Below are 26,117 nucleotides of genomic sequence, written 5' to 3'. Positions count from 1 at the left end.
GATAATTTACAGGCTCTCAAGGGGCGTTACAGCATGTGCTCCGCAACTGAATTATCCGTTTTTTTACGGTTTATCCTGCGCTCCCGGAAGCCCTCGAACAACGAGTAAAGCACCGGCACCAGAATCAAGGTGATCAGGGTGTGAAAAATCAGTCCGAAGATTACCACCGTGGCCAGAGGGGCTTCCAGGTCGGAGCCCTCGGCAAAGGCCAGGGCCAGGGGCAGCATCCCCAGTATGGCCGTAAGCTTGGTCATCAGAATGGGCCGCACCCGGTTGCGCACCGCCTCCAGAATGGCGTCGTTCAGCCGGTAGCCCCGCTGCCGCAACAGATTGATGCGGTCTATAAGCAAAATTGCGTTTGACACCACGATTCCAATCAGCATTATAAAACCAACCATGCCGATGGGGTTCACCACCCGCCGGGTGATTACCATGCCAAACACCACGCCGACGATGGCCATGGGCAGCGATAACATTATAATGAAGGGATGGGACAGCCTGCCGAATTGGGCCACCATGATGATATAAATTAAGGCCACGGCTCCCAGGAAAATATAAAGAACGCCGCTAAGGTTTTCCTTTTGCTGCTTCAGCGCTCCCGCGGCGCTGACGCTATATCCCTCGGGGATGGTGAGGGTATTTAATTTTTGTTCAATAATGCGGCTAACAGCCCCCAGGTCGCTGCCGGCCAGTTCCGCCTTGACGCTGATAACCCGCTGGCCCTCCTGGTGAGCGATGCTCAGCGGTGTTTTGGAATATTCCCATTGCACCAGTTCATCCAGGGGCACCAGGGCGCCTGATTCCGACCGGACCATTACCCGGCGCAATTGGTCCGGGTGCTGCATCAACTGTTCCGGGTAGCGGGCCATAACATCCATGTCCATTCCGGATGGTTTCCATTTCCTTGCCGCTGACTTCCAGTTCCACCGGGGTGCTGTTGGCCCCGCTGCCGAAGCCCACCTCGACCCGTTCAATATCCTGCAGGGATTTGAGCCTGTCATTGATATCCTGCATCACCGCTTCCCTGGGACGTTTTTGTTCCTTCTTCCCCTTCAGCAGCATGTGCAGGACTGCCCTATCCTTATAATCTTCCTGGTAAATATCCTTCATTTCCGGCAGTTTTTTCAGGCTGTCCGCCGCCGGCCCGGACACCTTCACGGTTTCCTCCAGGGTGGTTCCTTTAGGCATGATCAGTCTGGCCTGTACATAAGACTCGTCCACCGTGAGTTCCGTATCGGTTTTTACCAGGGGGGAAAGCAGCAGCGCCCCGGCAAACAGGCCCAGGGCCAGCAGCACTGTTTTGCCCCGGTGACGCAGGGCCAGTTCCAGAACCCCGTATCACAATGGCCAGAACGCCTCCGATTGCCACGTCCCGGCTCAAATTATTGACCGCGTGCTTGATGAAGGAGGCACCATCCTGCACAACGCTGATGTTGTAGCTGCCCCGGGCTTCCCGGTTAATCCGGTCAATCACCTGCTGCACGGCGGCGGCGGTGGTAATTACATCGCCGCTGGAGGATCTTTTAACCTCCAGCATGATATAGGGCCGGCCGTCTTTCATGTATACCGCGTCGGAGCTTTTGCCCCGCATATCCTCGACTGAGGCAAGCTGCCGCAGGTATACCCGCCCGGAGGGAGTCTGCACTGTCACGTCGCCTATCTGCTGTATGGTTTTAAAGGAACGGTCCACTTCAACCACGGTGTCAAACCCGGTGTTTTTCAGGGTGCCTATGGACTGTTTCACATTGGCCGCCTGCAGCTGCTCCACCACATCCCGGGGAAAGCTGCTGCGCAGGCGGTTGACTATGGTTTGTACCTCCTGTTTTACCTCGGCGCCCTTGCCCTCACTGACCTGCACGGAAATTTCAACGGAACCGGTACTGCTGTTGGAAGTGAATTCTTCTATGTCCGGGACTGATTTCAGTTCCTTTTCAATGGGCTTGGTGCTCTTTTCTTCCATTTCTTCCGGGGGCAGTGAGCCGCCGGAAATATTTACTTCAATCCAAGGGAGATTTGTTGTGGGAACAAGCTCACGGTTAAAGGTAAGCAGTGAACCAACTCCTGCCAGCACCAGTAAAAAAGTAAACAGGTAGATAATCAATTTCTTGTTCAGTAAAAAACCAATAAATTTTTCCACGGTTAGTCTCCTTTAGCTGCTATTTTCTCGCCATCCATAATATAGGCAATCCCCGCGGAAATAACTTTTTCACCCGTCCGCAGTCCGGACAGTATTTCAATGCTGTCTTCCATGACCTGCCCAACCTGCACCTGGCGCTTTTGGGCCAGCCCATTTTCCACCACCAGCACATACCTTTTATCCTGGTTAATGCCCACACAGCCTAAAGGCAAAACAATGCCCGTAATCAGGGTGCGGGGCACCTCCACCCTGGCCAGCATGCCCCCGCGCCACTCTTGATTGGCGTTATGTACAGTGACTTCCACCCGGTACTTGCCGGTGCCGGCGTCAACAACCGGCGCCAGTGAAGTAACCTTGCCCTGTTCCGTCTTGCCGCTTTCCCGTATCACCCGGGCACTTTGGCCGGGTTTGTATTGCTCGATCAAGTCCTCCGGAACATCCAGGGTTAATTTCACCTGGGATAGATCCACCAGCCGGATTATCGCCTGACCGGCCATGGCTATTTCCCCCGCCTGGTTGTTTACCTCCACCACTGTGCCGGCAAAGGGCGCCAGCAGCTTTACATCCTCAATATTTTGTTCTATCTGGGCCATATCGCTGGCGGCTCTTTCCACCTCGCGCCGCCGCTCCTCCAAATCCACCCTGGAAATGGCGCCCTGGCTGTACAGCGTTTCACTTCTTTGCAGATCGGTCTTTTTTTGAGCCAGCTCCCGCCGGGCCTCTTCCAGCTGCAGTTGTTTGATGCTGCGGGATTCCTCCGTGCCCGTGTCAAGAACGGCCAGCAGTTGTCCCCTGCCAACCCTGGAGCCTTTAACAACATTAATTTGTTTAATGGTTCCGGAAGCGCTGAAGCACAGTCCGGCCTCCTGCTTCGGGACGGCAACCGCCGTGGCTGTCAGGGTTACGGGCCGGGTTTGTTTTTGCACCGTTATTACCGAGGCGAGCTTACCGTCCTTTTCCGCCGGGTTTTTTTCCCCGGTGGGGGAGGATTCAGCTCCGCAGCCGGCCAGGAGGATAATTGCCACCGATAAAATGGCTGTCAGTTTTTTGGTCACAATAGTAGCTCCTCTTGTTGATTTTAATTTCAGCACAGGTCCCATGCAAAAATCACCCCTTTGGCGGCACCTGTCCGAGATTTGCAACCTGGAAGGTTTTCTAAATACTTAGACTCGGCTGCCCGGAAAAATACTTCACCGGTAAATACAAAATTTTTATCTTGCGGGTGCAGGTTTTTGAATTGTTGAAATATCCGGGAGTTATAATGGCGCAGTGATTAAGACGGCTTAATGCAAAGGGAAGCGCGGCCCGCTGGAAGGTTGACGGATAAAGGTAATTAAGCTATAATAGGTCGTGTTGCGACGCGTCGTGATGCGACCTAAATCCAAGGGGAAAAGATAATGCAAAACGAAGATGAAAATGTAAAGATACTGGTTGAAAACTTACTTTTTATATTCAGGGCACTGCATCGGGGATTGGAGTCCCTGTTACCGGAAGACGGATTAACAGTGCCCCAGAGATTTATTATGGGCCACTTAATCAAACACGGCAGCATGAGCGTGAAGGAGTTGGGCCAAAAAGTCGGGCTAACGCACAGCACCGTATCGGGAATCGTTGATAGACTGGAACGCAAGGGAATGGCAATACGTGTTCAGGACCTGCAGGATCGCCGGATTACCAAGGTTACCATAACCGATTTGGGCAGAAACCATCTGCACCGCATTAAGCCCCGGCGGATGTTCTCCCTGGTTGTGGATTCGTTTAATAATGCACCCGCCGGGGAGCAAAGGAAAATACTTGACGGGCTGGCGGCCTTGAGGCGGTTGCTGGATGACGGGAAGTAACAACTAACTTACGGGAGATAATGATCATGATTAAGTTGTTCAGGTTTTTAAAGCCATTTGGGTGGTCCGTTGCCGCCGTTCTGGCGCTTATTTTTTTTCAGTCCCTTTCTGATCTGTATTTGCCCACTTTGATGTCCGATATCGTTGACATAGGCATAGTCAATGGTGATACCCGGTACATACTCAATATCGGCGGGCTGATGCTGATTTTCGCGGCGGCCAGCGCCCTGTGCATGATTACAGCCGGCTTTCTGTCCTCTAAAGTAGCCGCGGGATTCGGCAGGAATTTGCGCGGCATGGTTTTTTCCCGGGTGGAGAGCTATTCCCTATACGAGTTTGACAGTGTGGGAACAGCCTCTCTTATTACCAGAACCACCAACGATATTACCCAGATTCAGCAAGTATTGATCATAATGATGCGCATGATGGTTAGCGCGCCGATGATGTGTATCGGCGGCGTTATTATGGCGGCATCCAAGGACGCCGTTTTATCGCTTATTTTTGTGGTGGTGCTGCCGGTTCTTGCCGGAGCGATACTGCTCATTTTCCGTAAGGGCGTGCCTCTCTTCAAGGCAATGCAGGTCAATCTGGACACATTAAACAGGGTTTTGCGGGAAGGTCTTACCGGCATAAGGGTGGTGCGGGCCTTTAACCGCCTGGGGCATGAAAGGAAACGTTTTCTTGAAGCCAACAGCCGGCTGACCGATACGGCCATTAGGGTCAATAAGCTGATGGCCTCCTTAATGCCTGTGATGATGCTGGTGTTGAACCTTTCAACCATTGCCATTGTCTGGTTTGGCGGTATCCGGGTTGACAACGGCGACATGCAGGTGGGCGATATGATGGCCTTTCTCCAATACGCCACACAAATTATGTTTTCGCTCATTATGATTTCCTTCATGTTTATCATGCTCCCCCGGGCGGAAGCCTCGGCGGTGAGGATTAATGAAGTGCTGAATATCGTTCCGGAAATAAAGGATCCCGAAAAAGTCAAGAAGCCGGATAGCAAAAGGGGTTTTGTGGAGTTTAAAAACGTTACCTTCAGCTATCCCGGCGCCGAACGGCCCGCCATCAGCAATATTTCTTTCCTGGCCGGCCCCGGCCAGGTCACGGCGATAATCGGGGGCACCGGTTCCGGGAAATCCACTTTGATCAACCTGATCCCGCGTTTCTATGATATTGACGGCGGCAGCATATTAATAGACGGCGTTGATGTGCGGGAAATGGCCCAGGAAAGTTTGAGAGCCAAAATAGGGTTTGTACCCCAAAAGGCAGTGCTTTTTACAGGCACCATCGCGGACAACATCAGGTTCGGCAAAGAGGGAGCCACGGACGATGAGGTCAGGCGGGCTGCTGAAACCGCCCAGGCCGTGGAATTTATCACCGGTATGAAGGATGGCTTTGATTCCGTGATCGCCCAGGGCGGCGTCAATGTTTCGGGCGGGCAGAAGCAGCGTCTTTCCATCGCCAGGGCACTGGTGAGAAAGCCTGAAATATATGTTTTCGACGATACTTTCTCGGCCCTGGACTTTAAAACCGATGCCAGGCTGCGTGCCGCCCTCAGAGAGGAAACAGCCGACGCCACGGTGCTGATTGTGGCCCAGAGAGTGAGCACGGTGATGGACGCCGACCGGATAATAGTCATGGAAGAGGGAAAAATTGTGGGAACCGGCAGCCATAAAGAGCTGCTGAATACTTGCGGGGTGTATCGCGAGATTGTATACTCGCAGCTTTCCGGAGAGGAGATAGCATGAAGGAAGAGCACAGAGGACAAAGGCCGGCGGGGGGACCCGGAGGAGGCTTCGGCAGAGGCCCGATGGGACCGATGGCCATGCCGGCGGAAAAAGCCAGGAATTTTAAAGGCACCCTGAAAAGGCTCCTGGGCTATTTAAAACCCCGCAAGCTCCGGCTGCTTACCGTGTTTGTAATGGCCATTCTCAGCACCCTTTTCAGCATAGTGAGCCCGAAAATACTGGGTAAGGCCACCACCAAATTGTTCGAGGGCATAATGATGAAGCTGAACCATGCCCCCGGGGCGGGGGTTGATTTTGGCTACATCGGGCAAATACTGCTGCTTCTGGTTGGATTATATATATTCAGCGCGTTTTTTGGCTATTTGCAGCAATATATCATGGCCGGGGTGGCCCAGAAGACTGTTTTTGATATTCGTAACGACGTTAATGACAAACTGGCCCGCCTGCCTCTTAAATTTTTCGATTCGCATACCCATGGTGAAATATTAAGCCGGGTTACCAACGACGTTGATAATATAAGCTCCACCTTGCAGCAAAGCTTAACCCAGCTGATAACTTCTATAGTTACCATAGCCGGTATTCTCATAATGATGTTGACCATCAGTCCGGTCATGACCCTAATAGCCGTTATAACCCTGCCGCTATCGTTTATAGTTACGGCCATCATCGCCAAACGCTCACAGAAATATTTTGTGGCGCAGCAAAGAGAGCTCGGTATACTTAACGGGCATGTTGAAGAGATGTACACCGGCCATCCCATAGTAAAGGCATTCGGGAGGGAGCGCGAATCCATCACCAGGTTCAATGAAATCAACGAGAGGCTCTATCACGCCGGCTGGAAAGCCCAGTTTGTTTCCGGCATCATTTTTCCGCTGATGAGCTTTATCAGCAACATCGGTTACGTGCTGGTCTGTGTTGCCGGGGGTATTCTGGTGATGAAAAAGACCATTGAAATCGGTGATGTGCAGGCCTTTATCCAATACTCCAGACAATTTACCCATCCAATCATTCAGACAGCCAATATAGCCAATATCATCCAATCCACAGTGGCTTCAGCCGAGAGGGTTTTTGAGCTTCTGGACGAGGTGGAGCAAATTCCGGACAGAATAGATGCGAAAAGCATACAGTTCCCCAAAGGCCGGGTCAAATTCCAGGATGTTAAGTTTGGTTATAAGGAAGACGTTACACTGATTGAGAATATGAATATTGATGTCGAACCCGGCCAGACCGTCGCCATCGTAGGTCCTACCGGGGCCGGCAAAACCACCCTGGTCAACCTGCTGATGCGCTTTTATGAAATAGACGCGGGTAAAATCACGGTGGACGGCGTTGACATCAGGGATTTAAAGCGTGGCGATTTGCGCTCTATTTTCGGCATGGTGCTGCAGGACACCTGGCTTTTTAACGGCACCATCAGGGATAATATTGCCTATGGCCGGGAGGGAGCAGGCCAGGAGAAGATTGTGCGGGCAGCCAAAGCTGCCCACGCGGACCATTTTATCCGGACCATGCCCGACGGTTATGACACCATCCTGAATGAGGAAGCCTCGAATATTTCCCAGGGTCAAAAGCAGCTGCTGACCATTGCCAGGGCCGTGCTTGCGGATCCGGCCATCCTTATTCTTGACGAGGCAACCAGCAATGTTGACACCAGAACCGAATTGCTGATTCAAAAGGCGATGACAGGCCTGATGAAGGGACGGACAAATTTTGTTATCGCACACCGGCTGTCCACCATACGGGATGCCGATCTGATCCTGGTGATGAATAACGGCAGCATTATTGAGACGGGCAGTCATAATGAGCTTCTGGCCAGGGGCGGTTTTTACGCGGACCTTTATATGAGCCAGTTTTCAGGGGCATATGGTGAAAAAGAAGTGGTGTAGTATTACAAAATACTGCTCCACAAGGAGCGAGCAGGTGTTTCCAACCTTTCCGGTATTAAATGGGGACATTCCTCCCAAGGAGGGGTGTCCCCTAAATTCTGACCAGCCGGTATGCCCGGCGCTGTACGGCTTTGCCTTTCGCGGCACACTTGTCTGTGACCGGCTTCCCTATAACTCTCTTTATTTACCTCATTCCGCTTTATTGAAGCTCAAATCCCTCAATATGTGCTTTGCCGTTTTTCTTCGACCCTTTGGACGGTTTTGACACTTCGTGAATGCCTTCTTCCGGGTTAAGAAACCTCTTCAGTGCCTGGATCTGGACCCGGGCGCTTTGTATGCGGAGTTTGTGCATTTCGATTTTTTCCTCTAAACCGGTAATTTCCGCTTCAATTTCCTGGATAGCGCTTTCAGCGTTAGATTGAATTTGCTCAATAACAGACATTTAACAAACCTCCCCGGAACATTTGTTTTGTTAATTTTACCAAACATCAGTTCTATTGGCAACCGGTTTTATTATATAAATTAATTCCGGCATCTTACAAAACAGGAAACCAGCCATTCCCCGAATTTCCGTTCACCAGTTGTGGGAAGAATATAGACAGCACAGCACAGGAAAAAATTTTTTCTGTACAATCAGGTGGGGAAGGAGGTGTAACAGTGAAGAAGAGAATAGCGCTTTTAACCGTTACACTGCTTTTGCTGTTCGGCATTGCCCAGGTGACTGCAGCCGCCGGGATGGGCAGGGGTGACGACGGTCCACCCAAGCTGAATGGGAACAACTGGATAAATCCGGTTGAGGCTTTGAACCTGACCGACCAACAAATTGTTAAAATGCGGGAAATCAATCAAAAAACCTACGAGCAAACCCGGGACCTGCGTATTAAACGGATGGATTGCATGCAGGAATTAAGGCAACTCAAGCTGCAGAAAAGCCCGGACAAATCCAAAATAGAGGCTAAGCTCAAGGAAATTAGCGAGCTCAGCGAAAAAATCCGCGGTACCGCGCAGCAGGGAAAGCAGGAGTTCCGGTCCCTGTTAACCCCGGAACAGCAGGATAAGATGGACCAGCTGAAGAGTAAAAAAGGGTTTTTTAGGGGAGACTGCTGAACCTGCTGCACAAGTAAATACTTTAATGATTAAACGTTAAGGGGGCCCGGCCGGGCTCCCTTGTTTTATGGCGGCCGTGCCTAAAAGATCCAAAAAGCTATTGACAAGCATTATAATATAATTATAATTAAATTATAATCATTATAAATTAAAAAAATATTCAATAAAATCCATTATGCTCAACTGGCTTTTATTGGAAAAATTAAGGAGGCTAAAGTTTTTATGAAAAGCTTAAAAGGTACAAAAACCGGAGAAAATCTATTGAAGGCCTTTGCCGGTGAATCCCAGGCCCGAAACCGTTACACCTATTATGCTTCGGTGGCCGACAAGGAAGGCTACAAACAAATAAAAAATATTTTTGTGGAAACCGCCGACAACGAAAAGGAACATGCCAAGAGGTTCTACAAGTTCTTGCTGGAAGGCTTCCAGGGAGAAATGCCCGCGGTGGTTGAAATAAACGCCTGTTATCCTGTTGCCCAGGGAAGCACCCTGGATAATTTAAAAGCGGCTGCCGGCGGTGAAAACGAAGAGTGGAGCGAACTTTATCCCGCCTTTGCAAAGGTTGCCCAGGAAGAGGGATTTCCTGAGATTGCGTCGGCCTTTACCATGATAGCATCCGCTGAAAAGAGGCATGAGGCCAGATATAACAAGCTTGCCGAGAATGTTGAAAATGGCAGGGTATTTAAAAAAGACCAGAAAACTCTCTGGAAATGCGGCAACTGCGGATATGTTCATGAAGGCGAAGAGGCGCCGGAAAAATGCCCGGCCTGTGTTCACCCCCAGGCTTACTTTGAATTATTTGCGGAAACCTATTAAATATTGCCGGAAGGAAAAGGGATTCTCCCCGCTGTGGGTGAGAATCCCTTTTGATTTCCCGGGCGGTCAACCGTCCAGATGGGCATTCAGATGCCGGACAAAGACATCATACTGTTGTGCTCCCACGATCTTTTCACTTCCATTGATAATGAAGGTGGGCACCGCGGTGATGCCGTGCTCCAGGGCTTTTTCCCGGGCCAGTTCCAGCCTGGAAGTATAGACGTGATTGTCAAGGGCGCTGTTTAAGGAATGCGGGTCAAGTCCAATCTCCCCAAGCAATCTCAACAGGGTGCTTTTTTCCCCGATATTCTCCCCTTCCTGGAAATAGGCCTGGTAGAGGCGGGCGTGCGCTTTTTCGAACTGTCCCGCGTCCCTGGCGAATTCGCAGGCCTCCAGCGCCAGCCTGGAGTTGGCCGCCACTTCGATGGGGTTGAAACTGATGCCGTAGGGCGCCCCGGCCCGGTTCAGGCCTTCGCTCATCTTTTCCGGGTTAAATCCGGGCAATAATTGCCGGAGGGATTTTCCTCCGGGGGGCGTTTCCGGGTGGAGTTCATAGCCAATCCATTCCACCTCCAGGTCATATTGTTTTTTAAGTTTTTCGACAATACCTTTGCCGATAAAGCAAAAGGGTCAAACGTAATCAGAAAAGATTGCCAGGTGAATGCTCATTATTTTACCTCCGACCGCAATGTAAAAATTTTATTCCGTCCGCTTAAATTTTATCATGATCTTCTCCCGGGAGTGGTATTATCCGCCGAAGAATTTCCCGGTTTGAAAATATTGTTTGCCACTATTGGGCAGATTTAAACCGGTGGAAGGTTTTTTCAGCGATTTGTCAAATCTAGTGAACACATGGAAAAATCATACTGCTTCCACTGCCGGCGCCGTCAGTGGAAGCAGGGAATTTTTTCCTCTGTCTGCGGCGGACCGGGCTGCCGCCGGCGGGAAGTCCGGCATAGAATTGTTTATATAACAATGCCGCTGAGAAAAATAAAAGAAGGCAATTTATTTATTAAAAAGAGGTGATTTCTAATGTCAAAGGTCTTTTACACTTCGGCCAGGGCTTTGGATTTTGATTTCCATGTCAGTTTGCCGGCAAAGTTGGAAGAACTTCTGGAGCAGGCGGATCTGAAAGGTTTTATAGACGCCAATGATTATGTTGCCATTAAGATGCATTTGGGCTCCCATGGCGCTTTTCGCATTGTCCGTCCGGTTTTCATCCGTAAAATAGCAGACGCCGTGCGCAGCGCCGGGGGGAGTCCCTTCGTTACCGATACCGTGCGCATTCCCGGACTGGAATACCTGGAGGTGGCCAATGCCAACGGTATAAATCACCTTTCCGTGGGAGCCCCTGTTATTCTGGCGGACGGTATATTCGGCAAGGATGTGATTAATGTACCGGCGGGGGAAATACTGGGCGAAATAGGTGTAGCCAGCGCCATTTACGAAGCCCAGGCCATGATCGTGGTTTCACATTGCAAGGGGCACATTGCCGCGGGATACGGAGGAGCCATTAAAAACCTGGGCATGGGAGGAATCGGAGCCAGAAACAGGGATGGCCTGCCCGAGCGGGGGCGGATGCATTTTGCCCAGAATACCCAGCTGGAATGGGATATGGATATTTGTGATTTCTGTGAAAAATGTGTTAACGTATGCCCGCATCAGGCCATTAATTTTGATGACCGGCAGATTTTCCTGGATCAGGCCAGGTGCGCCAAATGTGCCAGGTGTGCCAGGGTATGTCCCAGCGGTGCTTTGGTGGCGCCCATAAGTCAGGAAATCTTTCAGCGCAGCCTGGCGGAAGCGGCCGGGGCGGTGGTGAGTACTTTTAAGCCGGGGAAAATACTGTACATAAACTTTGTGCTGGAAGTGCAGCCGGAGTGTGACTGCATGCCCCTGGCCGATGTGCCCGTGATTCAGGACCAGGGCGTTTTAATCAGCGACGACATTGTGGCCATTGAAATGGCCACCCTGGATATGATGGGAAAAGCCGCCCTTCTGCCCGGTTCCAAAGGGGAGGAGAACAGCGGCAAGGAAGGGCATATCCTCCAGAAAATCACAGGAAAAGACCCCTATTCTCATGTAAGGGCTGCCGCGGAACTGGGCATGGGACAAATAGATTACGAATTGGTGGAAATTGAACGGAAATCCGGAAAATGGGAAAATGCAATGAATTTCGATCCCCAGGACCGAATTCCCCTGAAGCCAAAAGGACATGGCTGGCACAGGGAAGGCCCGGGCCACCCCCACCCCTGTCAGGGGTCAGGCTCTTAACTTATTAACTTATACATTGCTGGTGTACGGCCTTCTGTTTATTAAAATATAACAGGAGGTTTTTTGCTTTGGCCGGGACTTTTGAGATTGGAAAGCATGGAGCGGGGTTTGGAAGGCTGCCGCCAGTGAAGATTTCTTATGCAAAACCGGCATGGGAGCAGTGGTATTCATTGAGTGAGATAACTGGTCACATAGGGGGTCGGGGTTTCACCTGTGGCGGCATTAAAATATATAAACGAGAAACGAAAAAATAAGTTAATAAGTTAAGAGCCTGACCCCACCCCCTCACCCGGAAGGGTGAGGGGGTGGGGAGGGAGGGGTGGGGGAAACAATATTATTTTATTAACGTTACGGGTTTGTCGGTCAGGTGAATGACTTTGTGGCTTACACTTCCCAATACCATGCCGGTAAGGCTTCCCAGTCCCCTGGTGCCCATAATTATGCTGTCAATATTATTGTTATTTGCATATTCGTTGATCTTAGCCGCCGGATCCCCTGCTACCAATACAGCGTTGACGGGGATATTTTTTTGCTCAAGGATGCTCCTGGCTTTGTCAAGAATAGGTTCCTGGTATTCCATGGACGATTGGATAAATTTTTCTTTTGTGTCGAGAGAAGCTTCAAAATAATCAAGATTACCGATATTAACAACCAGCATGAGTGTTATTTCAGTCTCCGGATTTTTTTGTGCCAGGCCGGCAGCGTAATTCACCGCCTTCAAGGCAGTGTCCGAGCCGTCATAGGGAACCAGAACCCTGGTCATTTGCTTCGCCTCCTTTTTCTCACACAATACTCAAATATTGTATATAAATAATATCCTAATGTGTAATATTTCACAATACCATATTGAAACTTTTTTCTCTTTTCACGGAAATTTGTATTGCCGCCCTTTGGCGAGGTTGCGGCAGCTGTGCGGGGACCTGGCGGCATCCCGGAGGAATCTTTGGGTTCGACATTATTTACGTGGCCAAAGCCCCAATTTAGGTGTAATATACATATAAGGCAATGCTCTCTGTCTAATCATGTGGATGACCTGGGGGAAATGATTTCCCACTCGGGGGTTGTCACATTGATTTATTGGGTAACTGACTAATCCAAGGAGGTGAATTAAATGTTTGTGGTATCGGTGGATGTTGATAAGTGTGAGGGCTGCAGCGAATGCGTCGACAACTGTCCGGCCTCCGTGCTGGAAATGGCCGACGGCAAGGCTTCCGTTGCAAACGGTGATGATTGCCTGGGCTGTGAGACCTGTGTTTCCGTTTGTCCTTCAGGAGCCGTGACTCTCGAAGAACAGTAGTTTAACGGTTGTCATTAGGCAATGGAATGCAACCATTATTTGTTTGCTGCCCGGGGTGTTAACCCCGGACAGCAAACAAAATTTAAGCCGGGAATGGCATAGTCTAAAAAGCAGGGGATTCGGCGGTATGAGCTGAATCCCTTTTACCTTGCGGGAGAAGGAGGTCTGAAATGCCGGTTAAGGATCAAATAGAAGCTTTCGTGACTAAATACATTGTAAGTTATAGGGGAAATAACAGTAAGGCAGACTTTTGGGGAGCGCCTCTTTTTGCCTATGCTGATGCCAATGACCCTTTGTTCCTTGAATTAAAACATATAATTAGCCCGACTCATCTATTACCCGCGGAGCTGTTGCCTGACAGTAAAACGGTCATTGCTTATTTTATTCCCTTTAATAAGCCTGTGGTTGACAGCAATGTGGCGGGTGAGATGAGTTCGGAGCAATGGGCCAATGGCTATATTGAAACAAACAAACTAATTGTGGGCATTAATGAAGCCCTGTCCAAAGAGCTGAAAAAACAAGGTTATCAATCCGTAATTCTTCCCCCCACCCATAATTTTGATGAAAATACCCTGATCAGCGACTGGTCCCATAAACATATAGGCTATATAGCGGGACTGGGCACCTTCGGGCTGCATCAGATGCTGATTACGGAGAAGGGGTGCTGCGGCAGGCTGGGGAGTCTGGTAACAGACGCCGTCATTGAGCCCACCCCAAGGCCCGTTCAGGAATATTGCCTGTATAAGCATAATAAAACATGCCGGCGCTGTGTTGCCCGCTGTTTTTCAGGGGCATTAAAAACGGAGGCCTTTGACAGGCATCGCTGCTATGAATTACTGCTTGAGAATCACCGGCATCACAACAGAAAAGAGCTGGCCGATGTTTGCGGGAAATGTGTAAGTATTGTGCCCTGTTCCTTCCAAAGGCCCAAATCCTCTTAGCTCTTTCCGGCGCAGGCATTACGGCGACTTCCCGGCCGGCGGCCCGGCCGTACCGGGAGGCCGGCCTCCTTTGGGGTTTGTGACCGTCAAAAAAGCCTGTTTCCCAGCGGCCTTTTCGCCCTTGTTTTGTCCCCGTGCCAAATTTCTTTCGGGTTCATGTGAATAAAACAATGCCATTTTGCAATCCATCCATCATCCGGATGGTTCTTTTATTATTCCGGGGATGGGAAAAAACATTTTTGATTTTCTTTAATCTGTGTTCTATTGTGGAGTGGCGGCACTTATTGTATTCTTTAGAAAGATGGTTCATAATGCTAATTTATAGAAATTGCTGCGGAGGTGTGTCAAAATAAAAATCGGTGTTAAAATTACCGCCACGGTGCTGGTGGTCATATTGCTGGGCGTCATGTCCCAGTTAATCCTCAATTACAAAATGAAACAGGCCAATGCCGGCATTGAGAAAGAACAATGGTGGACCATGCGCGCCACCACCGCTCTTGAAATTAAGGCATTGACCGGATACCAGAATTTGGCCCTGGCGGAATTCGTGCTTTACGGGGAACAGGAGCAAAAGGAGTATTTTGATAGCCTCAGCCTGGAAGCGGAAAAAATGCTGGATGAATACATAAACGCCACTGTAAGGCAAGCCACCAAGGACCAATTGCTGCGGATAAAAGACAACCAGCAGAAATTCGTGGAGCTGGCCAATGGTGAGATTGCCTCAGCGGTGAAGGCCGGGGATTTGAAACAGGCCGGGCTGCTGCTGCAGGAAAAGGCCGCGCCCTTTGCCGATGAGGTGCAAAAGGGTCTGGATTCCTTTGCCGACGACAGATTGCAGGAAGTATCCGACCAGCAGGGGATAGTGCTCACAGCGGCAGCCGGCTCCGTCCGGTACGGCATAATACTTACAGGGCTGGCAGCCCTGGCGGGCTTGCTGATAGCTTTAATACTCTCCAGAAATATTACAAAATCTCTCAAAAGGATAATAGGACAAGCCGATGAAATCGCGGCTGGAAATCTTGCCAAGGAGCTGCCGGAAGTTAACAGAACCGACGAAATTGGCGATCTGGCCCGTTCTTTTAAAAAAATGGAGGATGAGCTGCGGCAGGTTATCAGCTCAATTAAGTCCAACAGCATCACCCTGGCGGCGCACAGCCAGCAGCTTTCGGCAGCCAGCCAGGAAGTCAGCGCCAATGTTCACGGTATGGCCGGGGTGGCCTCGGAGCTTGCCGCCACCACCGAGAACCAGGCGGCAAACGCTGCCGCGGCGACGGAAGTATCCAAAAACGCCGAAAACGTGGCCATGGAGGGCGGCAAAGCCGTCCAGGAAGTTGTAAACAAAATGGAAAGTATTAGCGTCACCGTAAACAACAGCACCGGGGTGATGACAAAACTGGCGGAGCAATCGCATTTAATCAGCCAGATTATTGAAACCATCACCAGCATAGCCGACCAGACCAATTTGCTTGCTTTAAACGCCGCCATTGAGGCGGCCCGGGCCGGGGAGCACGGCAGGGGCTTTGCGGTGGTGGCGGACGAAGTGCGGAGCCTGGCGGAAAAGTCGGCTCAGGCCGCCAAAGAGATATCTGCCATTGTATACGAAATAAGAGATGACATAGACATGGCCGTGAACGCCATGGACGCGGGATCGAAGGAGGTAAACGAGGGAGTCGGAGTGGTGGAAAGGGCCGGCCGGTCATTGCAGCAAATTGTATCAAACGTGGCCAACAGCACCAGGTACATTTCGGAGATATCCGTGGCCACCGAAGAAACCAGCCTGGCCACCCAGGATCTGGCCCTTTCCAGTGACCATATCAATTCTGCCATGGAACATGTCACCCAGTCCTCCATCAGCCTCACCTCCATGGCCGATGAATTTCAAGAAATAGTAAGCCATTTCAACCTTGGCGGAGCCGGGGAGAGCAATTACTGGAAAGACAGGGAACATTGCAGCGATATAATGAAATGCAGGGAGGAAGGCCGTGATCCCTTGCGGTGCGGGGTTGCCAGGCACAGCGGCCACCCCTGCTGGAATGTGAAGGGGACCCATTTCAAGGGTGAAGACGGCAAAGATGTAAGAAAGTGCAAGGAATGCGAAGTATACAAACGCTACGGAAACAATGAAGCAATCGTGGTTTATGAAGACGAGCTGCTTGAAAAACTGTAATAATACGTTTTCCGGAAATTATCCGCGAATGTTCTGGTGGGGCAAGGCTGCAATGAAGCCTGGCCCCTCTTTTTTGTATTTTCCGGGATGGCGGCGGGTATCATGGAGGGGGGATTACCAAATACTATAATAATCATTTATTTGGGGGGACAACATGAGATTTTTGAGACTGTTTTTATCCGCCTTGCTTATGCTTTGCATTTCTCTAAGCCTGGTTTTTATCCCGGGCGCCGGGCTTGCAGCCGGCGCTGGCGGTGCCGGTCCGCCCGGAGATGCCGGATGGGAGCGCCCGGATAGCGGCGATGGACTTCATGCCGCCTGGGGTCAGACAAATTCCGGTGATTTTGCCGGGAAGAAAGGCGCGATCAGCAAGGTAACCGTAACCTTCCATGGAGACACCGCCACTTCCAGGGGATTTACCTGGTACACCGGCCCGGCTTCCACCGGCAGCCAGCTGGAGGTGGTTGAAAAGAGCGGCTCCACCCCGGATTTCAGCAAAGCCGTTAAATTTTCAGGCAGGCAGTCAGATTCCACAAATTCCCCCGGGGAGCTTGTTCACAAGGCCGAGGCCACCGGTCTGAAGGCCAATACAGCTTACTTTTTCCGGGTGGGTGACCCGGTGCTGAATATTTGGAGTGATACCGGCACTTTCCGGACAGCCCCCGGGAGCGGCGCCTTTACCTTCATCGATCTTGCGGACCCCCAGCCGGGGACCGAGGAGGGGGCCGTGCTTTCGTCTCAAACAATTGCCAAGTCCCTGGAGGCTGTCGGCAACGCGGAGTTTTTGGTCGTCAACGGTGACTTTGTTGATGCCGGTGGCGTTGAGAAACTGTGGGACTGGCTGCTCGGCCATTCCGGGAAAAGCTTTTTAAACACCACAATTATGCCTGTTGCCGGCAATCACGACCAGGACGAAAACTCCTTTATGGAGCATTTTGACATCAAGCCGGCGGATGGCTCGAATACCGCCACCGGCGCTTACTACTCCCTGGATTACAGCAACGCGCACTTCATAATACTCAACAATAACGAGAATTCTTATCAATACGCCAATTTCACTCCGGCTCAAATTCAATGGATGAAAGACGACATTAAAGCCGCAAAGGCGGCTGGCGCCCAATGGATTATCGCAGCCATGCACAAGGGGCCTTACACCACTTCCGTCCATGCCACCGATATGGATATAATGGGGCGAAACGGCGTAAGGACACTGGTTGCGCCGATGATGGAAGAACTGGGGATTGACCTTGTTCTCCAGGGACATGACCATATTTACGCCCGCAGCAAACCCCTGAAGAACGGGGCCGCAGTTCCCGCAGCCAGGATTACGGAAACATTCAACGGCAGAACCATTGAATATACCGTGAAGCCTGACGGAACCGTCTACCTTATACCCGGTACCGCCGGCCCAAAGGTCTATTACCGGAACAGGCATGTCAAGCCCGGCTACTTTGGCCTCTTCGAGGTCGCCGATGAGCATCACGCCGCCGCTTACGGTCCTGACCCGGATGATTCAGGCGTGCCCCTGCGGGGCCGGGTACAGAACTTTGTCGGCATAACCATAGACGGCGCCAGGCTCACCGGGATCTCCTACGAGATAGACCGGGGCAAGCATAATGCCAGGCCGTATATAATTGATCAGTTTGGTATTTCCAAGGAAGCCGTGTCCCCCGCTTTTTTAAAAAGCGCCATGGGATTTTAACGAAGCGCGGTGGATGTGAAAAGTTCCGGGGCAGCCTCAGGATTCACAGTCAGCCTGCCCCGGAACAGGGGGGAAATTTACAACTGATTGTTGATATTTTGTTCCAGCCGTTGTTTCCGGCGGCCCAGATACAAGCCGACGGCCCCCAGTATAACTGGATATAGCCCGGACCATCCTGTAAAACCATAAATCCCCAGGCAGACCATTAGCGAGACAACCGCGCAATAGCGGTAAAAAACTGCCTTTTTCAGTAGTTTTACGGCTGAGGCCATGGCGATAATATATAACACTATAAATATGGCACTGGTGAATTGAATTAAAACCGTTATGCTCACGCTTAATCCGTAATAGATTAAAAGCACGGTAAAAAACACGGGCAGCAAGGATAGCAACACCCTGTGCGGAGTATGGTAAACCGGGTGCAGATCTGAAAAATAAACATGGAAGTAGCCCTGCCTGGACTGGGCGAACACCAGGCGGGAGAATCCCGCCACGTAAGTATGAATAGTGCCGTAACAGGCTATAAACCCCAGTATGGCCACCACAGCCCCGGAAAATTCTCCCATGTTCCGTGAAGCCATATGGGTTAAGGCGGCAATTTTTCCCTCTGCCAGGTAAGACCGGGTTCCAATGATTACAAAGGCAAGTAAAATATATAAAAGATTAACTATTACAAGGGATACTCCCAGGCTGATCTGAATATCCCGCCCGGGGTTTTTGAACTCTTCCGCCAAATGCCCGATCATCTCCCAGCCCACAAAGGCCCAGAATAAAACAGTCATGGCAACCCCCACGGGGATCCACCCCAGGGGTGCGAAGGGGGTAAAGGCTCTTTTATCAACCTCCGGTAAAGCAGTGGCTATAATTATTAATAATATCAGCGCAATCAGGCCTACCACCAGCAGCTGCACTCTCCCGGAAAGGCTGATTCCCCGGTAATTCAGCAATACCGCCATTAACAGCGTGACAGCGGCAACAATGAAAACCTCAATAGCATTAAGAGAAAGGTAGGCCCCTAAATAATTGGCCCCGATAAGGGCGGCCACCGGGGCTCCAATGGGGACAGTGCCCAGGAATAACCAGCCGGTAACGGCGCTGGCGGTTTCCCCGAAAGCCTGCCTGGCGTAGGCGGCTATGCCTCCGGCGTCCGGATGCCGGGAGGACAGCTTGCCAAGGGTTATAACCAGCGGTACCGTTAGCAACCCCATGATTAACCAGCTTAACAACGAAGCCGGACCTGCCAGATCCGCCGCCAGCACAGGCAGCACCAGCACCCCCGAGCCCAGTACCGCACCCACCGTCAGGGCCACTCCCTGTACCCAGCTGATATTTCTTTTTAAAATAACAGACTCCTGAACCATTGTTAACCTCCCGCCATTAGTCCATGATATACTAACATGTTAATATGAATAAGTGAAATTGACATTTCAGATGGCACCATTCACTTTTTTTGAAAATAAAAGCGTGGGGTAAATACATGGAACTCCGTAATTTAAAAATATTTGTAACCGTCGCCGGGCTGCAAAGCTTCACCAAGGCGGCGGACACGCCGGGATATGCCCAGTCCACTGTTACCGGCCAGATTCAATCCCTTGAAGAAGAATGGGGAGGCGCGCTTTTTGAAAGGCTGGGGCGGAAGGTAACCCTGACCAGGAACGGCGAAAACCTTTTATTGTACGCGGAGCAGATACTGAAGTTAAGCCGGGCGGCTGAAAGGGCGATGCGGATAAACAGGAAAGGCCGGGGCCTTTCCTGTAAAAGGCAAGTGAGGAAGGCCGGGAAATTATTTTGCGGACAGAAGCCCTATTTTTGCAAGAATCGCCCATCTTCTATTGGCCTTTCGCAGGGCGCCCCTGGAAGCTTCATAGTTATCCACGGTTTCCCTGAACAGGCGGCGGGCCCTGTTCATATCCTTGTATTTTAAAAATAGCTTGCCTGCCTGGTAAAAGGTCTTTGTGGAACCGTAGGACAATAATCTGTTGTAGGTATTGTTGATTAGTTCCTCCGGCTGCTTTTGCTCGATATAAATTTCCAGAAGGTATACATAAGGTTCGCCGAAGCTGCCCTTGGGGTTGATTTCCAGCGCCTGCTCAAGCTCTTTTCTTCCTTCCTCCGCGTTTCCCAGATGATACAGGGAAGCGCCCAGGTAGAAATGATAAAGAGGGTGGCCGGTCATTTTTTTTGAGGCGTTTTTTAGAAAATCATAGGCTTTACCGTATTTCTCCTGGCGAAAATACGTCTCTCCCAGTTCCAGGTATGCTTCGGCATCCGCCGGGTTGACCTGGATTACTTTTTTAAGCTGCCTTACCCTGTTGGCCCTGCGCATGGGCTTGAATATGTCCGGCAGGACACCTATGAAACGGCGCTCGGCAAAGAAAAAAATGACCAGCAACAGGACCAGGGCCAGAATTGGATTGCCGGTCAGAAGCGAGAGGATGATATATAGCCCGAAGATTTTCATGGAGTCCTCCTTTTTCCAGATATTTCTGCCCGTTCTTATCGGATTATATCAAGCCCGCCGGGAATTAACAAGTTTCGAAATGAAATTCTCCCCGGCAGGATTGCCTGAATAATAAAGCCGGCCAGTTTGGTTGTTGGGCCGGCTTTTAACCAAGCTTAAAGATGGCGGCGATTCATTGAATCAAACCAGCTGGAAAAGTTACAGGATTTTATCGGGGGAATGGTTATGAGCGTTATGTAATTAAAAATTTTTCTTAACACCATGAGCTGCTGGAGCAACAGGGTATGTTATCCCAGCTCTTTTTTTAACGCGTAAAAACAGGCCTTTGCTTCCGGAGAGAACTCATGAAATTTTATAAGTTTCTCACACTGCTGTTGGTCGCAGCGGGCGCAATTCTCCAGGCCCCTTGCGCTACAGCACTTTTTAATCTCACAGCTCCGGCAAAAATCCAGCAGCCTTCCTCCCTCGGTCAGACATCCGTCGCAGTTGATATCTTCGGGCTTTACATATAACCCGAATTTCCCGGCTAAATAAGCGGCAGTCTTTTCCCTGGCCGCATCGTCATTGTTTTTAGTGGCCAGAAAGGATGGACAGCTAGAACAAACGAGCCCGCAATAAGCGATCATACCGGACATGTTTTTCTCCTTTCCAATATGTTTTTTTAGCAGTCAACCAGCCTAATATTACCATGAATGATAATTAATTGGAATGCATTGACCTGGAGACAGGCCTGGGATAAACTTGGCTAAAGGCTATTGTCTGTGATTGTTTTAGAACTCTTCACATGGAATCCGGCAGGAGGCTGCATTGATGAAGATTTCCTTGCGGGAGACGGACGTGCTGGTTATTGGCGGAGGACTTGCGGGATTGTGCGCTGCCCTGCGGGCCCGGGAAAGCGGCTGCCGTGTGGTAATAGCCGCCAAGGGCAGGGCGGGGCGCAGCGGCAATACCATAATGGCCCGCAACAGCATGGCAGCCGTGATGGACCGGGAGCCCGGCGAAGTTCCTTTGCAAAAACATATTGAAGATACCCTGGCCGGAGGAGCATATCTAAATCGTGTGGAGCTGGTAAACATATTGGTCAGGGCCGCCCGGGAAGCCATCCTGTGGCTGGCGGATTGCGGCGTGCCCTTTCGCAGGGAAAACGGCGCTTTTCTGTTCAAGGGTTCGCCGGGACACTCGGAGGATAGGATTCTGACGGTGGACTGGAGCGCCCTGGGGCAGTCCCGCACCGCCGGCCTGGCACTGACCTTGCCCCTGCTTGGCCGGGGAACGGATAGCGGTGTGGAGATAATTGAAAATTTGCTGGTTACGCAACTCATTGTAAAGAATGGAAGGGTTGCCGGGGCCTTCGGCTTTCGCCGGGGTGCTGCCGGGCCGGCGGTAATTTGCTGCCGCGCCGCGGTATTGGCCTGCGGCGGGGCGGGGCGGCTGTATCCCCTGACCACCAACACGGCGGATGTCACCGGCGACGGCTATGCCCTGGCATACCTGGCGGGGGCCGGGCCGGAGCACATGGAATTCATTCAGTTTTTGCCTACCATGTCTTTGGAGCCGCCGCGCCTGGCGATTTCCAATTCTCCTTTCTCTGCCGGGGCGGTTCTGAGGAACAGGTCCGGAGAGGATTTTATGACCCGCTATTCGCCCCTGGGCTGCATGGCCACCAGGGATGTCATGGCCCGGGCGATTTTTACGGAATTGAACGCCGGACGGGGCGGGGTGTTAATGGACTTCAGCGCTGTTCCGCCGGAGGTAATGGACCGCAAGTACGCGGATATCAAGGAATACCTGCGGGGCCGGACAACGGTGGAGGTTGCCCCCGCGGCTCATTTCACCATGGGCGGGGTGCTTATCGACGGCAATTGCCGCACCACCGTGCCCGGCCTTTATGCCTGCGGCGAAACGGCGGGGGGGATTCACGGAGCCAACCGTCTGGCAGGGAACGCCCTGACCGAAGCGGCTGTTTTCGGCCTGAGGGCCGGCAGCCGTGCCGCCGGGGAGATGAAGGCCTGCGTTGCGCCCGGGCTGAACCGGTCCGATATTAAAAAGCTAATTGAGGAAAACAAGGTAACGCCAGGCATATTGGCCTCCTGGGAAACTGACCGGGGTAACAGTGACAGGGGTGTGGTGGAGGCGGAAACCCTGGCCGGGGAATTGCGGGAAATAATGGGCCGTTATGTGGGCCTGGTGCGCTGCCGGGAGGGACTGACGGAAGCCCGGCGCCGGCTGGCTGAACTGCGGCAACGGCTGGAAAACTGCCGGATTACCCATTACCGGGAGCTTTTAGGGTACCACCGGCTAAGGCTTATGCTGACCACAGCGGAGCTGATAACCGAAGCCGCACTGGCGCGAAAAGAAAGCGCCGGGGCGCATTACCGGGAGGACTAATGCGTTAAAAACCCCGGGGAAACCTGGACCCGGGGTTTTTAACGCTCATTTTTATTATTAATTCCTTCCAGCAGCAAAGCAAACTTGTATTTTAAATTATCCATGAAGGAAATTTCCAAACTGCTTGACATTGTGGATTTTAGTATGCCCATGTACATCTCGATGATTATTTCCAGAGGGATATCTTCTCTAAACTCTCTTTTTCCCTGCCCTTCCCTGATTATGCTTACAAGGATTTCCTTAAACCTGGGACCGTGCGGCGATTGTCTTTTGGCATGATTATTATCCCGGTGAAACTGCGTATACAATTCTATCAGCTGCCGGTTTTCTTCAAAGGTTTTTCCGGCAGTGAACAGCATTTTCGATAGTTTCAGGGAAGCTTTCACGGAGGATTGTTGAATATCCTCCAAGGACTCCCTGGCTTCAATGATTTTCTCCGCCAGACAATGTTTAAGTATTTCTTCCTTTGACGAAAAGTAATTATAAAAAGTGCCGGTGCCCAGATCCGCTTCTTCCATTATTTCTGCAACTGTGGTTTCCATGAAGCCCTTTTCAAAAAACAGTTTTAAAGCAATGCCTGAAATTGAATTTTTAACGTGAAGTTTTTTTCTTTCCCGTCGATTTATCAAATTGTTCATCATTATCCTCTTCAATGAGCAAATTCAAAAATGAATAAATTCATTTTATCATTGGAGGATATGTAAAGCAAATTGATGCGGCGCCGGGCCTGCACCATCTTTGGAGATTGCGCGCAATTATCGAAGATTTGTACGCCCGGTTTGTTTACCATATTTCCTTTACTGTATCAACGCAGTCCATTATTACTTTGATACAAATTTTTTCCCCTATGCCTTTTTCCTCAAAAAGCTTTAAGCCTTCCGGTTTTGTAAAGTCTATCCCCGTAAGCCCCCTGCAGGTGTGACAGCCGTGCCTGGCTTTTATTCCTTCAATTAATTTCTGGGCCAGAAAGAAAACCTTATCACGGGCGTCAACATCATGGACTTCATAATTTCCATGTTTCAATCCGATAGCCATGATGGCGCCGCTGACAGCTCCGCAAATGTCTCCGCGGCGGGCTATTCCCGCGCCAAAACCGGTGGACAGCTTTAGGGCTTGATTTCGTTCAATGCCGCATTGCTCTCCCAAAGTGGCAAAAACAGCTTGACTGCATAAATAACTGTCTTTCATCATCATGGCCGCATCAATGGAATCATTCATTTAGAAAGCCTCCTATCTCAATATTTATTATCCAGGCAACGGCCTGGCAAAGGCTTAGGCAGTACAAAAGCCATATTTATCCACATGAATCAATTCATTAATGAATGTGTTCATATTTATTGTAAAAGAGACTCCTGCCTGTGTCAATAACAACTGAATTTAAATTTATCACCGGTTGCCGGCATAACTTAAAAGGAATCGGCAGATTGATATAAGTTGGCCTTGTGTCCCCTTTCCTTAAATTGCCTGTTTTATCCCCGGCCTTCAAGGACGGGTCTTACAGGCTGCTAGCCAGATTAAAGCTTAAAGGAGCAAAATCTTTTTAGGTGCATTTACTTTTATATTTATGGTAATATAACAATTGCCGGCTGGCACAGGACATCAAGGAGGGTAAGCTTACCGGATATAATAGGTTTATCAAAATAGCCGTGAATGGCCCGGCAGCCCGGAAATTCGCCGTTCCGGGAGATGTCAAAATAAATTAATATAGGTGGAAAAAATGTCAAACTCCTCTCCCGCACCAGCAAATATTTTTCAAAATCGTTTTATTCAAGCCATTATGGCCTCTGCGATATTTTTGCAGTTGGGAATCTGGGTACGGAATTTTGCAATTCTTTTGTTTGTTATGGAGCGAACCAATAATAACCCCTTCGCCGTGTCTCTTATTTCAGTGGCGGAATTCGCCCCGATATTCCTTTTTTCCATTATAGGCGGGACATTTGCGGATCGCTGGCGGCCAAAGCGCACAATGATCTGGTGCGACTTACTGAGCGCCCTGTCGGTGTTTATCGTGCTTTTGACCATAATTTTTGGCAGATGGCAGGCCGTATTTTTTGTCACGCTTATTTCCGCCATACTTTCGCAGTTTTCGCAGCCCTCAGCAATGAAGCTTTTTAAAGCCCACTTGCCAATCGAAAGCATACAGGCGGGCATGGCCATGTTTCAAACCATAATGGCTATTTTCATGATTATAGGACCCGTTCTGGGAACCATGGTATATCAAAGGATGGGGATTTCTTTTTCGGTTGGGGCAATGGGGTTGGCCTTTCTGCTCTCAGCGTCATCCCTTGCCTTTCTTCCGCCGGATAAGCGGACAGCAGACAGAGGGGCCGACAAAAAATTCTGGCATGAACTGGCTGAAGGCTTTAGCTATGTTTGGCATAACAAGGTGTTAAAAACCCTTGGCGGCACTTTTTTTGTATGCGGGCTTGCGGTTGGCGTCATCCAGCCCCTGGGAATATTTATCGTGGTGGAGCGTCTTGGCCTGCCCAAGGAAAATTTGCAATGGCTTATGATGGTAAACGGGGCGGCGATGCTGATAGGAGGAGGCCTGGTAGCGGGCGTCGCGAAAAAAATCCTTCCGCAGATGTTGCTTGCCGTGGGTCTGCTGGTCAGCGCTATTTCTGTGGCCGGCATAGGACTGTCAACCAGCCTGATACTGACATTGGCACTGCAATTCTTAAGCGGCCTGTTTTTCCCCTGCATCCAAATAGGAATTAACACACTCATATTGCAAAGGACGGAAGAGATAATGATCGGCCGGGTGAACGGTGTGCTCACCCCCTTGTTCATGGGCGCCATGGCAAGTATGATGGCTATGGCCGGCTGGTTGAAGGTGAAATTATCCCTTGTTGCAATGTATGAATTATCGGGCGCTCTTTTTTTTGCGGGTATGCTGCTGATGGCCGCCATATCCGGTGAAAATAAAAAGGCGGCCGATTAAAAATGGAATGGAAGAACCGTTTATAACCGGGTTAAGGGTAAGGCGGGAGGAATAATCTACCGGTTGACCGGAAAGAACCAAAATGATAAAGTAATATCTTGCCGGCGGCAAACGCCGCTTAAATATAAGTGAGCTTTACAGACTGTTTATCCTCACCTTCAAGGATGGGGCCTTGCAATCTGTTGGCGGTATAAAAGGCAAAGGGTGGAATAAACTACCGGTTGACCCCGGACAGGCAAAGTGATAAAGTTATAACTCCCGGCGGCAAACACCGGGGGAGTGCCGGAGAAAGAATCCGGCAGGAATAAAGACCGGGCAGTGGGAAAAAATACCGGTTGACCTGGAGAAAGAAAAGTGATAAAGTAATGACTTGCCGGTGGTAATAATACCGGCAAAAAATACCGG

26 protein-coding genes and 1 pseudogene are annotated in these 26,117 nt (G+C 50.5%); 15 read left to right on the top strand and 12 right to left on the bottom strand.

The window, feature by feature from the left end:
* Positions 1–26 precede the first annotated feature (26 nt).
* The 4 genes from DCCM_RS19005 to DCCM_RS09825 are packed head-to-tail and all read right to left on the bottom strand — an operon-like array spanning position 27 to position 3,192.
* A complete protein-coding gene (locus DCCM_RS19005; protein WP_207655581.1) occupies positions 27–884 on the bottom strand; it encodes an efflux RND transporter permease subunit in 858 nt (285 codons plus the stop codon).
* On the bottom strand, positions 775–1,296 hold the full coding sequence (locus DCCM_RS19000; protein ID WP_207655580.1) for an efflux RND transporter permease subunit: 522 nt from the start codon (positions 1,294–1,296) through the stop codon (positions 775–777). The genes DCCM_RS19005 and DCCM_RS19000 overlap by 110 nt, the downstream gene beginning before the upstream one ends.
* Positions 1,181–2,137 (bottom strand): efflux RND transporter permease subunit, encoded by a 957-nt coding sequence (locus DCCM_RS18995; protein ID WP_207655579.1) that lies wholly within the window; start codon positions 2,135–2,137, stop codon positions 1,181–1,183. Before DCCM_RS18995 ends, DCCM_RS19000 begins: the two co-directional genes overlap by 116 nt.
* 2 nt (positions 2,138–2,139) lie before the next feature.
* Positions 2,140–3,192 (bottom strand): efflux RND transporter periplasmic adaptor subunit, encoded by a 1,053-nt coding sequence (locus tag DCCM_RS09825; RefSeq protein ID WP_165792097.1) that lies wholly within the window; start codon positions 3,190–3,192, stop codon positions 2,140–2,142.
* Positions 3,193–3,534: 342 nt separating this feature from the next.
* On the opposite strand from DCCM_RS09825, the gene DCCM_RS09820 reads away from it, so the two are divergent.
* The 3 genes from DCCM_RS09820 to DCCM_RS09810 are packed head-to-tail and all read left to right on the top strand — an operon-like array spanning position 3,535 to position 7,618.
* The gene (locus tag DCCM_RS09820; protein ID WP_104372223.1) at positions 3,535–3,978 is read left to right on the top strand and encodes a MarR family winged helix-turn-helix transcriptional regulator; all 444 of its coding nucleotides are present in this window, start codon (positions 3,535–3,537) and stop codon (positions 3,976–3,978) included.
* A gap of 26 nt (positions 3,979–4,004) precedes the next feature.
* Positions 4,005–5,732 (top strand): ABC transporter ATP-binding protein, encoded by a 1,728-nt coding sequence (locus tag DCCM_RS09815; RefSeq protein WP_104372222.1) that lies wholly within the window; start codon positions 4,005–4,007, stop codon positions 5,730–5,732.
* Positions 5,729–7,618 carry an ABC transporter ATP-binding protein gene (locus DCCM_RS09810; RefSeq protein WP_104372221.1) on the top strand — a complete coding sequence of 630 codons (1,890 nt, stop codon included), beginning with the start codon at positions 5,729–5,731 and terminating at the stop codon, positions 7,616–7,618. Before DCCM_RS09815 ends, DCCM_RS09810 begins: the two co-directional genes overlap by 4 nt.
* A 199-nt stretch (positions 7,619–7,817) precedes the next feature.
* Here DCCM_RS09810 and DCCM_RS09805 read toward each other — a convergent pair whose 3' ends face one another.
* Entirely contained in the window at positions 7,818–8,060 is a 243-nt protein-coding gene (locus DCCM_RS09805) for a hypothetical protein (RefSeq protein WP_104372220.1), read from the bottom strand.
* A 215-nt stretch (positions 8,061–8,275) separates the two neighbouring features.
* Here DCCM_RS09805 and DCCM_RS09800 point away from each other — a divergent pair, with 215 nt between their 5' ends.
* Entirely contained in the window at positions 8,276–8,725 is a 450-nt protein-coding gene (locus DCCM_RS09800) for a Spy/CpxP family protein refolding chaperone (RefSeq protein ID WP_104372219.1), read from the top strand.
* Between the two features lie 222 nt (positions 8,726–8,947).
* Positions 8,948–9,541, top strand: coding sequence for a rubrerythrin (rbr, locus tag DCCM_RS09795; RefSeq protein WP_104372218.1), 594 nt, complete (start codon positions 8,948–8,950; stop codon positions 9,539–9,541).
* Positions 9,542–9,607: 66 nt separating this feature from the next.
* Here rbr and DCCM_RS09790 read toward each other — a convergent pair whose 3' ends face one another.
* Positions 9,608–10,111 carry a DsbA family oxidoreductase gene (locus DCCM_RS09790; RefSeq protein WP_231702726.1) on the bottom strand — a complete coding sequence of 168 codons (504 nt, stop codon included), beginning with the start codon at positions 10,109–10,111 and terminating at the stop codon, positions 9,608–9,610.
* On the opposite strand from DCCM_RS09790, the gene DCCM_RS09785 reads away from it, so the two are divergent.
* From DCCM_RS09785 to DCCM_RS09775, 3 genes are all read left to right on the top strand, one after another.
* Entirely contained in the window at positions 10,085–10,348 is a 264-nt protein-coding gene (locus tag DCCM_RS09785; RefSeq protein WP_104372216.1) for a hypothetical protein, read from the top strand. The genes DCCM_RS09790 and DCCM_RS09785 overlap by 27 nt on opposite strands.
* A gap of 225 nt (positions 10,349–10,573) precedes the next feature.
* Positions 10,574–11,815, top strand: a complete 1,242-nt coding sequence (locus DCCM_RS09780; RefSeq protein WP_104372215.1) for a DUF362 domain-containing protein — start codon at positions 10,574–10,576, stop codon at positions 11,813–11,815.
* A gap of 68 nt (positions 11,816–11,883) precedes the next feature.
* Positions 11,884–12,069 carry a hypothetical protein gene (locus DCCM_RS09775; RefSeq protein ID WP_104372214.1) on the top strand — a complete coding sequence of 62 codons (186 nt, stop codon included), beginning with the start codon at positions 11,884–11,886 and terminating at the stop codon, positions 12,067–12,069.
* Between the two features lie 80 nt (positions 12,070–12,149).
* Here DCCM_RS09775 and DCCM_RS09770 read toward each other — a convergent pair whose 3' ends face one another.
* A complete protein-coding gene (locus DCCM_RS09770; protein ID WP_104372213.1) occupies positions 12,150–12,578 on the bottom strand; it encodes a universal stress protein in 429 nt (142 codons plus the stop codon).
* 348 nt (positions 12,579–12,926) lie between these two features.
* Between DCCM_RS09770 and DCCM_RS09765 the strand changes: the two genes are divergently transcribed.
* From DCCM_RS09765 to DCCM_RS09750, 4 genes are all read left to right on the top strand, one after another.
* The gene (locus DCCM_RS09765; RefSeq protein ID WP_104372212.1) at positions 12,927–13,112 is read left to right on the top strand and encodes an ATP-binding protein; all 186 of its coding nucleotides are present in this window, start codon (positions 12,927–12,929) and stop codon (positions 13,110–13,112) included.
* Between the two features lie 170 nt (positions 13,113–13,282).
* Positions 13,283–14,053, top strand: coding sequence for an epoxyqueuosine reductase (locus DCCM_RS09760; protein ID WP_104372211.1), 771 nt, complete (start codon positions 13,283–13,285; stop codon positions 14,051–14,053).
* A 328-nt stretch (positions 14,054–14,381) separates the two neighbouring features.
* A complete protein-coding gene (locus DCCM_RS09755) occupies positions 14,382–16,220 on the top strand; it encodes a methyl-accepting chemotaxis protein (protein WP_104372210.1) in 1,839 nt (612 codons plus the stop codon).
* A 154-nt stretch (positions 16,221–16,374) separates the two neighbouring features.
* Complete coding sequence (locus DCCM_RS09750) at positions 16,375–17,922, top strand: purple acid phosphatase family protein (RefSeq protein WP_207655578.1); 1,548 nt, start codon at positions 16,375–16,377, stop codon at positions 17,920–17,922.
* A gap of 77 nt (positions 17,923–17,999) precedes the next feature.
* Here DCCM_RS09750 and DCCM_RS09745 read toward each other — a convergent pair whose 3' ends face one another.
* Positions 18,000–19,283, bottom strand: a complete 1,284-nt coding sequence (locus DCCM_RS09745; RefSeq protein ID WP_104372209.1) for an amino acid permease — start codon at positions 19,281–19,283, stop codon at positions 18,000–18,002.
* Between the two features lie 116 nt (positions 19,284–19,399).
* On the opposite strand from DCCM_RS09745, the pseudogene DCCM_RS19265 reads away from it, so the two are divergent.
* Positions 19,400–19,573, top strand: a pseudogene (locus DCCM_RS19265) (LysR family transcriptional regulator); the annotation flags it as partial.
* A 132-nt stretch (positions 19,574–19,705) separates the two neighbouring features.
* Here DCCM_RS19265 and DCCM_RS19260 read toward each other — a convergent pair.
* Both DCCM_RS19260 and DCCM_RS09730 read right to left on the bottom strand, forming a co-directional pair.
* Entirely contained in the window at positions 19,706–20,383 is a 678-nt protein-coding gene (locus tag DCCM_RS19260) for a tetratricopeptide repeat protein (RefSeq protein WP_104372207.1), read from the bottom strand.
* A gap of 287 nt (positions 20,384–20,670) precedes the next feature.
* On the bottom strand, positions 20,671–21,018 hold the full coding sequence (locus DCCM_RS09730; RefSeq protein ID WP_104372206.1) for a DUF3795 domain-containing protein: 348 nt from the start codon (positions 21,016–21,018) through the stop codon (positions 20,671–20,673).
* A 175-nt stretch (positions 21,019–21,193) separates the two neighbouring features.
* Here DCCM_RS09730 and DCCM_RS09725 point away from each other — a divergent pair, with 175 nt between their 5' ends.
* Positions 21,194–22,771 (top strand): L-aspartate oxidase, encoded by a 1,578-nt coding sequence (locus tag DCCM_RS09725; RefSeq protein ID WP_104372205.1) that lies wholly within the window; start codon positions 21,194–21,196, stop codon positions 22,769–22,771.
* 38 nt (positions 22,772–22,809) lie between these two features.
* On the opposite strand, the gene DCCM_RS09720 is transcribed toward DCCM_RS09725, so the two are convergent.
* Together DCCM_RS09720 and DCCM_RS09715 are read right to left on the bottom strand one after the other, a co-directional pair.
* Positions 22,810–23,409 (bottom strand): TetR/AcrR family transcriptional regulator, encoded by a 600-nt coding sequence (locus DCCM_RS09720; protein WP_104372204.1) that lies wholly within the window; start codon positions 23,407–23,409, stop codon positions 22,810–22,812.
* A 145-nt stretch (positions 23,410–23,554) separates the two neighbouring features.
* Positions 23,555–23,989, bottom strand: coding sequence for a C-GCAxxG-C-C family protein (locus tag DCCM_RS09715; RefSeq protein WP_104372203.1), 435 nt, complete (start codon positions 23,987–23,989; stop codon positions 23,555–23,557).
* A gap of 499 nt (positions 23,990–24,488) precedes the next feature.
* On the opposite strand from DCCM_RS09715, the gene DCCM_RS09710 reads away from it, so the two are divergent.
* Entirely contained in the window at positions 24,489–25,712 is a 1,224-nt protein-coding gene (locus DCCM_RS09710) for an MFS transporter (protein WP_104372202.1), read from the top strand.
* Positions 25,713–26,117: the final 405 nt, after the last annotated feature.

The sequence above is a fragment of the Desulfocucumis palustris genome (assembly GCF_002933875.1).
GTDB classification, from domain to species: domain Bacteria; phylum Bacillota; class Desulfotomaculia; order Desulfotomaculales; family Desulfocucumaceae; genus Desulfocucumis; species Desulfocucumis palustris.
This window is presented reverse-complemented; position numbering and strand designations above follow the sequence as displayed.